Source organism: Pseudoalteromonas sp. SR45-6 (assembly GCF_014163545.1).
Lineage (GTDB): Bacteria > Pseudomonadota > Gammaproteobacteria > Enterobacterales > Alteromonadaceae > Pseudoalteromonas > Pseudoalteromonas rhizosphaerae.
Genome location: NZ_JACJDM010000001.1, coordinates 187,305 through 198,966 on the forward strand (window position 1 = coordinate 187,305; position 11,662 = coordinate 198,966).

General features: G+C 40.2%; 7 protein-coding genes. All 7 read left to right on the plus strand.

Translation table 11 applies throughout. From position 1 onward, the window contains the following. The first annotated feature begins 86 nt into the window (after positions 1 to 86). The 7 genes from nhaC (at position 87) to H5158_RS00980 (ending at position 11,631) form a co-directional block, all read left to right on the plus strand. Positions 87 to 1,565 (plus strand): Na+/H+ antiporter NhaC, encoded by a 1,479-nt coding sequence (gene nhaC, locus H5158_RS00950; protein WP_182717879.1) that lies wholly within the window; start codon positions 87 to 89, stop codon positions 1,563 to 1,565. A gap of 49 nt (positions 1,566 to 1,614) precedes the next feature. Further along, positions 1,615 to 4,209 (plus strand): aminopeptidase N, encoded by a 2,595-nt coding sequence (pepN, locus tag H5158_RS00955; protein ID WP_182739250.1) that lies wholly within the window; start codon positions 1,615 to 1,617, stop codon positions 4,207 to 4,209. Positions 4,210 to 4,212: 3 nt separating this feature from the next. Further along, a complete protein-coding gene (locus H5158_RS00960; protein ID WP_149981056.1) occupies positions 4,213 to 4,434 on the plus strand; it encodes a DUF2835 domain-containing protein in 222 nt (73 codons plus the stop codon). A gap of 246 nt (positions 4,435 to 4,680) precedes the next feature. Further along, positions 4,681 to 6,777, plus strand: a complete 2,097-nt coding sequence (locus H5158_RS00965) for a DUF1302 domain-containing protein (RefSeq protein WP_182739251.1) — start codon at positions 4,681 to 4,683, stop codon at positions 6,775 to 6,777. 10 nt (positions 6,778 to 6,787) lie between these two features. Then, complete coding sequence (locus H5158_RS00970) at positions 6,788 to 8,152, plus strand: DUF1329 domain-containing protein (protein WP_182739277.1); 1,365 nt, start codon at positions 6,788 to 6,790, stop codon at positions 8,150 to 8,152. A gap of 153 nt (positions 8,153 to 8,305) precedes the next feature. Then, the gene (locus tag H5158_RS00975) at positions 8,306 to 9,307 is read left to right on the plus strand and encodes a YCF48-related protein (RefSeq protein WP_182739252.1); all 1,002 of its coding nucleotides are present in this window, start codon (positions 8,306 to 8,308) and stop codon (positions 9,305 to 9,307) included. Continuing rightward, positions 9,307 to 11,631 carry an RND family transporter gene (locus H5158_RS00980; RefSeq protein WP_182739253.1) on the plus strand — a complete coding sequence of 775 codons (2,325 nt, stop codon included), beginning with the start codon at positions 9,307 to 9,309 and terminating at the stop codon, positions 11,629 to 11,631. The genes H5158_RS00975 and H5158_RS00980 overlap by 1 nt, the downstream gene beginning before the upstream one ends. Positions 11,632 to 11,662 lie beyond the last annotated feature (31 nt).

An 11,662-nucleotide genomic window follows, 5' to 3' on the forward strand; every position in this document is an offset into this window, starting at 1 on the left:
CTGATTAAACGCTGACAAAAGTAAGTAACTTAGTTAGGCTAAGCGTCGCGTCTGTGCTAAAAAATAATAATTAAACGCGCATAAAAATGCGCGTAGGAGTCTTAATTTTGAATTCACAAAAAGAAAAACCCATCCTACAGGCCAGCTTTTTCGATGCCTTGATCCCAATTTCTGTACTGATTTGTTTATTAGGTGCTGCGGTCTATTTATTTGGCGATAGTTCGTCATCAGGGCCGAATCAAATTGCGCTACTGTTTGCTACATTTACAGCTGCACTTATTGGCCTTAAAAATGGCTATACTTGGAAAAAACTTGAACAAGCGATGATAGAGGGGATCACTCTATCTTTGGGCGCTATATTAATTTTGTTAATGGTTGGCGCGCTGATCGGCACTTGGCTGCTGTCAGGCACTGTACCGACGCTTATTTATTATGGTTTACAGGTAATTAATCCTAGTTGGTTTTACGCAGCAAGCTGTTTAATTTGTGGCATTGTAGCAATGAGTATTGGTAGCTCTTGGACCACGGCGGCGACAATAGGTGTAGCGCTACTCGGTGTTGCTACTGGCCTTGGATTAGAGCAGACAGTGACGGCCGGTGCCGTAATATCTGGGGCTTACTTTGGCGATAAACTCAGTCCACTGTCTGAAACAACAAATTTAGCTCCTGCGGTTGTGGGAGCTGATTTATTCGAGCATATTCATCATATGCTATGGACGACTGTACCAAGTTTTGTGATTGCACTAATCATCTTTATTTTTATGGGCTTTAATGCCACAGCGTCAAGTGAGGCTGGGCGTATTGATGAAATAACCGCTATTCTACAACAAAACTTTAATATAGGTTTAGAGATGCTGGTGCCACTGATTGTTTTACTGGTGTTAGCAATTAAAAAAATGCCTGCATTTCCGGCAATTTCAATCGGTGCGGTACTTGGTGCAGTATGGGCAATGATTTTTCAATCAGACCTAATTGCAACACAAATTGATGGCTCTCAGGGGCAAATTGTCGGTTATTTTAAATTGGTTTGGAGTACATTTTTTGATGGCTTTAGTATCCTGACAGGCGATGAAAAAATGGATTCATTACTCAGTGGTGGTGGGATGTCTGGCATGTTAACCACAACGTGGCTGATCATGACGGCATTGATGTTTGGCGCCATTATGGAAAAAACAGGTTTATTAGATATTTTTGTAAAAAGTATTCTTAAAATTGCCAAAAGCACTGGCTCTTTAATTACTGCTACTATTGCGACCTGTATTGGTACCAATGTAATTGCTGCAGATCAGTATATCGCTATTGTGGTCCCTGGTCGGATGTTTAAAGAAGAATATGCAAAGCGTGGTTTGAAACCTGTTAATTTATCAAGAACATTAGAAGATGGCGGGACGATAACCAGTCCTCTGATCCCCTGGAATACCTGTGGTGCATATATGCAAAGTGTATTACTGATCAACCCATTTGATTATGCGCTATATGCATTTTTTAATCTTATTAATCCATTACTAGCTGTTATTTATGCTTACCTAGGCATTAAAATTTTACGTATTAAGCCAAAACAATAGCCATAAATTATATGCTCCTCTGTTAAGAGGAGCCACTTTGGAGTTTCACATGACTGCATTAAAAAAACCTCAAGCACAGTATCTTAAAGATTACCAAGCTCCACCATTTTTAATTGATCACATTGATTTGACCTTCGATTTATTGCCTTTAAACACCCGTGTTACGAGTGTAATGACGATCACGAAAAAAATAGCTGGTGTGGCAGATTTAGTGCTTGATGGCATTGATTTGACGCTGATCTCAATTACTGTAGATAACAACGCATATACAGATTATGACCTACGTGATGAGCAGCTTGTGATCCATAATTTACCAGCGCAATGTCAGCTTACAATCGTTAATGAAATAGCGCCAAAAACTAACACATCTTTAGAAGGTTTATATCTATCTGGCGGTGCGTATTGTACACAATGTGAAGCGCAAGGTTTTAGAAAAATAACCTATTATCTTGACCGCCCAGACGTACTTGCAAGCTTTGACGTGACGATTATTGCTGACGAGCAGTTTACTCATTTATTATCAAATGGTAATAAATTAGCGGAAGGTAAATTAGACAATGGCCGTCACTTTGCAAAATGGCAAGACCCATTCAAAAAGCCAAGTTACTTGTTCGCACTTGTTGCAGGGGACTTTGATGTACTTGAAGATACCTTTGTTACGCAAAGTGGTCGTACAATAGATTTAGCCTTGTTTGTTGATAAAGGGAATTTACCGAAAACCCCTCATGCGATGGCATCACTTAAAAAATCAATGCGGTGGGATGAGCAGCGTTTTAATCTTGAGTATGATTTAGATATTTACATGATCGTTGCTGTGGATTTTTTCAATATGGGCGCGATGGAAAATAAAGGTCTTAATATTTTCAACTCTAAATGTGTGTTGGCGAATCAAGAAACCGCCACTGATAAAGATTATCACACCATAGAGTCAATCGTTGGCCATGAGTATTTTCATAATTGGACAGGAAACCGAGTGACTTGTCGTGATTGGTTTCAACTGTCGTTAAAAGAAGGCTTAACAGTTTTTCGTGATCAAGAGTTTAGCAGTGATTTAGGCTCGCGGGCACTGAATCGTATTGATGCGGTTAAAGTAATGCGTACTCATCAATTCAGTGAAGATGCCGGTCCTATGGCACATCCGATCCGTCCTGAACAAGTGATTGAGATGAATAACTTCTATACAGTAACTGTGTATGACAAAGGCGCTGAAGTTATTCGCATGATGCACACGTTATTGGGAGAAGAAAAGTTCCAGCAGGGCATGGCACTTTATTTTCAGCGTCATGATGGGCAAGCCGTCACCTGTGATGATTTTGTTGCGGCTATGAGTGATGCCTCAGGTATCGATTTAACTCAGTTTAAACGTTGGTATAGCCAAGCTGGCACACCACGGCTAATCGTAAAACAAGAGTTTGATAAGCTCAATGGTACTTTTTCACTGCATATAGAGCAGCTGGCACCGCTTAATCAGCCAGAAAATGCGCCATTACATATCCCATTTGCTATCGAGCTACTTGATCAACAGGGCGAGTCTGTCCCTTTACAGTTTGAAGGACAGCCACTTGATCATGTCTTAGATGTCACAACAGCGCAGCAAACGTTTAGCTTTGATGGTTTAACCGCGAAGCCTGTAGCGGTGCTACTAGAGGATTTCTCTGCGCCGTGTATTGTTGAGCAACAAAATACAGCCACTGAATTATTACACATTATGCGCTTTGCGCGCAGTGACTTTTCGCGTTGGGATGCTCAACAACAATTATTCATTGGGGCAGTTAAAGGGGCCATGACAACACCTGAAAATAATCAATTGGATCCAGCAATTATTACTGCATTACGTAGTTTATTAGTTGAGCAGGAGGGAGATTTAGCTTTAATTGCGGAATTATTAAAGCTGCCTAGTTTTGATACCCTCGCAGCTGAGTTTAATGTGATCCCTGTGGATCAATTGGTTGCAGTGACAAATCAGTTTGAGTTACAAATTGCTCAGCAATTGCGTAGTGAGCTCTTAGACTGTTATCAAAGTTTAATTGATGACGGCTCTGTAAGTGCAACAGCTGTCGCTATACGTGCATTAAAAGGTATGTGCTTACATTATTTGGCAAAAATTAATGAGCTTGATATTAATCAACTCCTTGTTAGTACTGCTAATTCACACAATATGACCAATGTACTCGCCGCGCTCAGTGCAGTGGTAAAAGCTGACAATCCCTTAGCAAAAGAGTTGTTAAACCAATTTGACAGTCAGTGGCGCCATGATGTACTAGTAATGGATAAGTGGTTTGCATTGCAAGCAATGCAAGGTGGCGATGACGCCATTATTAATATCAAAAAATTATATGATCACCCTTGTTTTGATTTTTCAAACCCAAACCGCGTCAGGGCGTTAGTAGGCAGTTTTAGCCATTTTAATACCGCACAGTTTCACCGTGAAGATGGTACAGGTTATCAATTGCTCGGTGACTTATTAGTTAAGCTTAATGCAATCAACCCCCAAAATGCATCACGTATGTTAACGCCATTTATGTCATGGCGCAGATACGATGAAGTACGTTCGGTTGCTATCAAAGCTCAGTTGCAACGTCTTGCTTTGCTTGATAATTTAAGTGATGACTTGTATGAAAAAGTTGATAAAGCACTACAATAAATTATGGTCGAATATTATTTTTTACTGAACTTAACTTACAAACAGTGCATGGATTACTATGAAGGTAAGTATACATCAGTTCAAGTAATTGAAGATGGTGGCAAAAAAGTACGTTTTGCGGCCAGCCATTTGCGTCCTTTTATTTCTTCTTTAGGAGTAAGAGGGCGCTTTCGACTTTTGCTTACCCCAGAGCATAAATTTTTACGTTTGGAACGTGTTGCCTAAAACAATATTTTAAAATAATCACTTATAATATTATTTTTTTGTTAATTCGATTTGTCCTATTGTTAATTTACGTGTATAAATTATCTGGTAGGACGTCTTACCATTAGGTGAACGTCAACTAAACAGAAAAATTATGACCGATTGAACGCGTTCTATTTGTAATTTCCTTATTTCGCTTCTATCGTTACGACTACACTAAAAACAATAACTTGATCACAAAATTACCCGCGACAGGGGGAACACACAATGATAAGAAGATCGCTTTTTGTTAAAAATAAACTAGTACTAGGCATCGCAGCTGCTACTTTAGGGTTATCAGCAGCACCAACACAGGCTGCAACATTTGAGGCTGGAGGGTTTGATATAACCTTCGACTCGACTTTCTCTTATGGGCAAAGCATTCGTGTTGAAGACCGAAACTTTAACTTGATAGGGAAAAGTAATAACCCGTCTTTTGATTGGACAGGCTATAACTCCGTTTTAAATCCTATTTATTCAGCGCAAGACGTCTGGGCCCAACCTGGCTCTTACTCTAATAACGGTGACGCTGGGGATTTGAACTTTGATAGTGGTGAGTCTTTTTCAAAGCTATTGAAAGGGACACACGATTTATCTATCAACAAAGATAACTACGGCCTTTTCACCCGTTTTATGTATTTTTATGATTTTGAATTAATGGATAGCGATCGCGCCTATGTTAATCCAACTTCAGGGCAAGGAGTTGATCCTTGTGATGATAAAGACACCAAAAAACAAAGCTGCGCGGATATTCGTCTACTCGATGCTTATGTGTGGGCCAACTTTGATTTGAATGAGGGTAATAATCCACTTTCTATTCGCCTTGGACAACAAGTTATAAACTGGGGTGAAAGCACATTAATTTCTCACGGTATTAACGTAAATCCGGTCGATATTGACCGATTAAAAGCGCCTGGTGCCGAGTTAAAAGAAGCTTTTATTCCGGTTGGTATGTTATGGGCGTCTTTAGGGATCACTGAAAATGTGACTTTGGAAGGCTTTTATCAGTACCAATGGCATGAAACACGCTTACCTGCAGCTGGTACGTATTTTTCAACCAATGACTTTGCCGCAGAAAATGGTTATCAGCAAAATGTACAGCTTGGTTTTACCTCTAACCCTGATATCGATTTAGCATTTTTAACTGATAGCTTAAATAACTTGATGACCACCTTTGGTCAAGCTGCTGCCGCTAAAGGGATCGATCCTGCAAGCCCTGAAGGTAAAGCGTTATTAGCACAAACTTATCTAGCGTACCCTACTAAAGTCGCGCTTAAAGGCAAAGGGGGAGATGGTAAAACTGAGCCTGATGATGGTGGCCAATATGGTTTACGTTTAGGTATGTTTTTACCAGAGTTTAATGACACTGAGGTTGCACTTTATCATGTGAACTACCATAGTCGTCGCCCGCTTATCTCTGGTCGCGTATCTAACTTTACACAAGCCTCTATGGCTCAAGATTTAGCCATGTTAGCAACGACTAAAATCACTTCTGACAATGTCTCTGATTTAAAAGCATTTGCTAAAGCAACCAATGAGTATCCAGAAGATATTAAACTGTATGGGTTAAGCTTTAATACATCAATTGGTGAAACAGCGTTTGCTGGTGAGTTCACTTTCCGTGAAGACGAACCATTACAAATCGATGACGTAGAATTGCTTTATGCTGCTATGCCTGAGCAGTTAGCGGTAGCGGGGCTTCGTCCTGAGTTTGCAGGTATTTCACAAATGAGTCCAGGTGACGCGATTAGCGTTGTAGGACCTGGCGAATTAGCAAAAGGTTATATTGAGCGTAATACTAGCCAATTGCAGTTTACAGCAACACATTTATTTGGCCCATCACTTTGGGCTGATAGTTGGGCTGTTGTGGGTGAAATTGGTGGTGTGCACATTAATAATATGCCTGAATATGATGAAATGCGTTTAAATGTATCAGGCACTGGTCGAAGCGGTATTATGACTGGACCAGGTACCGATGATTACTCAACACTTCATATGGCTTTATCAAATGGGCCAGAGCAAAAAGAGTTTGCATCAGCATCATCGTGGGGATATCGCTTAATTGCCAAAGGCGATTACTATAACTTCTTCAAAGGAGTTAACTTTTCACCTCGTATTGTATTTTCGCACGATGTAAATGGTAACACACCCGATCCGATGTTCTTATTTATAGAAGATCGTAAGTCACTTGGTGTTACAGCGAACTTTAATTATCAAAATGCATGGTCATTTGACTTTAGCTACAACTCTTTCTGGGGTGGCGGTGATATAAATACTTTCTCAGACCGTGATTTTGTTTCTTTCAATATTAAATATTCAATTTAGGGGTATCATGATGATAAAAAAACCTACCCTCATTGCACTAACGCTATGTAGTTTGTTTTCTACAAAAGCGGTCGTTGCCAAAATGACCAGTGAAGAAGTAGCACGTTTAGGTGCAGATCTAACTCCTTTAGGTGCAGAAAAAGCAGGTAATGCTGATGGTTCGATTCCTGCGTGGACAGGTGGTATTACTAAAGCACCGGCAGGTTATACGCCGGGAATGCATCATCCAGATCCGTACGCTGACGACAAAGTACTTTTCACCATAGATAAATCGAATGTTGATAAATACAAAGCAAATTTAAGTCCTGGTCAAGTAGCTCTTTTTGAAGCGTATCCAGATACGTTTAAAATGAATATCTATACTACTCATCGCAGTGCTTCAAACCCACAGTTTGTCTATGATGCGACAAAAAAATACGCACCAACTGCAGAGTTGATAGAAGAAGGTAATGGGATAAAAAATACAGCAATTGGTATTCCTTTTCCTATTCCAAAAACTGGCTTAGAGGCAATTTGGAACCATTTATTACGCTACCGTGGTCTGTCAATTGAGCGTTTTGGCGGTCAAGCAGCTCCTATAGCCTCAGGTTCATATAATTTAGTTGGCTTTGATGAGCAACTGTTAGTTAAGTACTCAGATCCAAAAGCAACACCAGCAGAGTTACAAGAATCTAATATTTTGTTTAAATTTAAACAAAAAGTCACCGAGCCTGCGCGTTTAGCTGGCACGGCGCTATTAGTTCATGAAACCATGGACCAAATTTTAACTCCGCGACAAGCGTGGACTTACAATTCTGGCCAGCGTCGGGTACGCCGCGCCCCTAATGTTGCTTATGATGCACCAGGAACAGCAGCTGATAGCTTGCGTACAACTGATGATTTCGATATGTTTAACGGTTCGCCAAACCGCTACACGTGGACGCTCAAAGGTAAGCAAGAGCTTTATGTACCATACAATAGTTATAAGTTACACAGTGATAAGCTACAGTATGACGACATTCTGATGGCCGGTCACATCAACCCGGAACATGTACGTTATGAAAAACACCGTGTTTGGGTTGTAGAAGCAGATCTGAAAGGCGACACTCGTCATATTTATAAGAAGCGGGTATTTTATATTGATGAAGATAGCTGGCAAGTTCAAGTGACGGATATCTATGATAACCGTGACCAAATGTACCGTGTAGCGATGGCTCATACAATTAACTATTACGATGCGCTCACTAACTGGAGTACGTTAGACGTTTACTACGATTTGAATTCGCGCCGTTATCTAGCGATTGGTTTAGATAACCAAGAGAAAATGTATGATTTCTCACAATCGTTTAATGATAATGAATTTACCTCAAGTGCACTGCGCCGCGAAGGTCGTTAATACACTCTAAGCACCTGGAAATATCTAGGTGCTTTTTTATTATTTCAAATCGCGTTTGTCACTCTGACACGCACTGGGTCATGACACTAACCGAGTCCCCCGACTGCACGTTATATACCGACAAACACATTCTTTTCAAGGCGATTTTAATTTATGAAGTACATGCTTTATGCAGGTCTTGCCGCTGTGGCGAGCCTTTCAACTCTTTCTATTGCAGCTGAACCACTTGCTGCAATTGTCGCAACTAAAGCAGATAAAACCCTGTTGACTGATATTGAATACACAGGAAAGCAACTGGTCGCTGTCGGAAAACATGGCACTATTATTACCAGCAGTAATGCAAAAAATTGGCAACAAGCGAGCGTTCCAACGCAAGTGTTATTAACGGCGGTTGCCTTCAGTGGCAGTGAACTCGGTTGGGCTTGCGGGCATGATGCGACTATTGTTCATACCAATGATGGTGGTGCAAACTGGCAGTTGCAACAAGTGAATACGCAATTAGATAAACCTTGCTTAGATATTTTATTTACCAGTGAACTTCACGGCTTTGCTGTGGGTGCCTATGGTATGTTTTATGAAACCAGTGATGGTGGCAAACATTGGCAAAAGCGTTTTCTGGATTCTTTATTATTTGCAGATGATAGAGATTACTTAAATGATTTAAAAGAATCCGATCCACAAGGCTATGAAGCCGAAACTGCATCAATATTGCCGCACTTTAATCGTATTGTCACAACAAAAGATAAACTAATGTTAGTGGGCGAAATGGGTTTGTTAGCGCACAGTACAGACAACGGAAAAACATGGCAACGCGATGAAGAAATCTACCGAGGTTCTTTTTTTGCTTATGCCAGCGATGAACAAGGGCAAGAAATAGTTGCAGGTTTAAGAGGCAATATTTTTAGCCGTCAGATAGGTGAGCAATGGCAACCAATAAGTAATAATAAAACCGCCACAATCAATAGTATTATCGCTAGCGGTGATAATCAATGGTTGTTACTTGCCAACAGCGGTGTGATTTTCCACTATAAAAATAATCAACTTACTATTGAGCAGTTAGCGGATGGTAAAGCAATTCTTGATGCCGTTATTTTTGAAAATCAATTGGTTATGGCATCAGAAAATGGCATTAAAGTGAAGGGGATGGCTCCATAATGCACACAATCGTCAATTTTTTAGAGAAAGCAGTTTTTCGTCATCGATTAATGATGGTGATAAGTTTTATTTTAATAACATGTTTTTTAGGTTTTAAAGCCACACAAATCCAACTTGATGCTTCATTTAATAAAAATATTCCGCTTAATCATGATTATATGAAAGTGTATTTAAAGCATGAAAAGCAATTTGGTGGCGCAAATAGTATTTTGATCTCAGTGTGTGATGATAGCGGTGATATTTTTAATCCTGAGTTTTTCACCCAATTAAAAGCCGTTCATGATCAGTTATATTTTATTCCTGGGGTGAATCGTCCGTTAGTGAATTCAATTTTTTCACCCAGTGCACGTTTTGTCGAAGTTGTTGAAGACGGCTTTGCGGGTGGGCCAATTATTCCCGCCAATTTTACTGCTGATCAACGAGGTTTAGCGGTTGTTAAAGAGAATATCGAAAAAGCGAAAGTCGTAGGTAGGATGATTGCCTCTGACTATTCGTGTGCGATGGTGACCGCGCAGTTGATGGAAACTGATCCGCAAACGCAAGAAAAATTAGATACGTTAGCGTTTGCACAAAAGCTAGAAAGCGAAATTCGAGAGCCATTGAGCACTGATAAAGTAAGTATCCACATTATTGGTTTTGCCAAAATGGCCGGTGATATTGCCGAAGGTGCGAAAGGGGTTGTGTTATTTTTTGCTATTGCTATCGCGTTTACTTTCATCATGGTGTGGTTATTTTGCGGCAGCATCAAGCTCACTATTTTACCTATAGCCTGTTCAATTATTGCCGTGGTTTGGCAGTTAGGGATATTGTCGAGCTTAGGCTTTGGTCTAGATCCAATGTCGATTCTAGTACCATTCTTAGTGTTCGCAATCGGCGTAAGTCATGGCGTACAGATGATCAATGCAATAGGTAAAAAAGTCGCCGAAGGAAGCAGTAATACGCGTCTTTGCTGTCAGGCTAGTTTTAGATCGCTGTTAATACCCGGAGGTATTGCATTGCTGTCAGACACGGTCGGCTTTTTGACGTTACTAACCATAGATATAGGTATAATTCGTGAACTGGCTATCACAGCAAGTTTAGGTGTGGCTGTTATTATTTTTACTAATTTGATTTTATTGCCAGTATGGGCATCGTATATGCGCTTTGAAAACACAGTTCATATTCAATCAGGCAACAGCGAAAAACCAAACTTACTTGATTCAATTCGTGATCTGTTAGTCAAAGCCACTGATCCAAAATGCGCGAAAATCATTATTGGCTGCACCTTAGTATTGTTTGCTGTAGGTTATTGGCAAGCAGGGAAAATGCATATCGGCGATTTACATGCAGGTGCACCGTCATTGCATCAAGATGCCCGTTATAACCAAGATACCTTTTTAATATCGGACAAATATACGATTTCATCCGATATTCTAAAAGTGATTGTCGAAGCTTACCCTGCAGCATGTACAGAGCACGACGTAATGGATCGCATTAGTCGTTTTCAATATAAAGTTGAAAACTTAGTAGGTGTTCAATCAGCAGTATCTCTAAGCTCAGTAGCGCAGTCGGTTAATGCTGGGTATAACGAAGGTAATTTAAAATGGCAAAGTTTGCCTCGTAATACGGCAAGTTTGGTGCAATCTACCTCACGAGTCGAAACCAGTACCGGTTTACTTAATGGTGATTGTTCAGTTATGCCTGTGATTATCTTTTTAGATGATCATAAAGCACAGACCATTGAACATATCATTGCCAGTGTTAAGCAATTTGCCATTGAAGAACAAACCGATATGCTGCAGTTTAAGCTGGCCTCAGGGCCTGTTGGCGTCATGGCTGCGACGAATGAATCAGTTGCTGCTGCACAATTACCTATGATGTTATACGTTTATGGTGCAGTTATTATTTTATGCTTGATTAGCTTTAAGAGTGTAAAAGCGACCATAGCGGTAGTGTTACCCTTGTATATTGTATCGACTCTTGCGCAAGCTTTAATGGTACAACTTGAAATCGGTCTGACTGTTTCAACGTTGCCAGTGATTGCACTAGGTGTAGGTATTGGGGTGGATTATGGGATTTATATTTTGTCATCGATGATGGGGCAATTAAAGCAAGGTGTTGCCTTACCAGTGGCGTATCGTAATGCACTCGTTGAGCGTGGTAGTGCGGTGTTATTTACCGGTATCACGTTAGCTATTGGTGTGAGCACCTGGATTTTCTCTGATCTTAAGTTCCAAGTGGACATGGGAATATTGTTAACCTTCATGTTTTTAGTCAATATGCTTGGCGCAGTATTACTTTTACCAGCAATTGGTAGTTTAATCTGGACTGACCAGAAAAAATAATGTGAATAATTTTGCTCCTAAATGGCCTGTA

What these genes read in the sequence shown, in the direction of transcription:
- nhaC (WP_182717879.1), top strand. Translation starts at nt 87, where the DNA reads ATGCGCGTAGGAGTCTTAATTTTGAATTCACAAAAAGAAAAACCCATC.
- pepN (WP_182739250.1), top strand. Translation starts at nt 1,615, where the DNA reads ATGACTGCATTAAAAAAACCTCAAGCACAGTATCTTAAAGATTACCAA.
- H5158_RS00960 (WP_149981056.1), top strand. Translation starts at nt 4,213, where the DNA reads ATGGTCGAATATTATTTTTTACTGAACTTAACTTACAAACAGTGCATG.
- H5158_RS00965 (WP_182739251.1), top strand. Translation starts at nt 4,681, where the DNA reads ATGATAAGAAGATCGCTTTTTGTTAAAAATAAACTAGTACTAGGCATC.
- H5158_RS00970 (WP_182739277.1), top strand. Translation starts at nt 6,788, where the DNA reads ATGATAAAAAAACCTACCCTCATTGCACTAACGCTATGTAGTTTGTTT.
- H5158_RS00975 (WP_182739252.1), top strand. Translation starts at nt 8,306, where the DNA reads ATGAAGTACATGCTTTATGCAGGTCTTGCCGCTGTGGCGAGCCTTTCA.
- H5158_RS00980 (WP_182739253.1), top strand. Translation starts at nt 9,307, where the DNA reads ATGCACACAATCGTCAATTTTTTAGAGAAAGCAGTTTTTCGTCATCGA.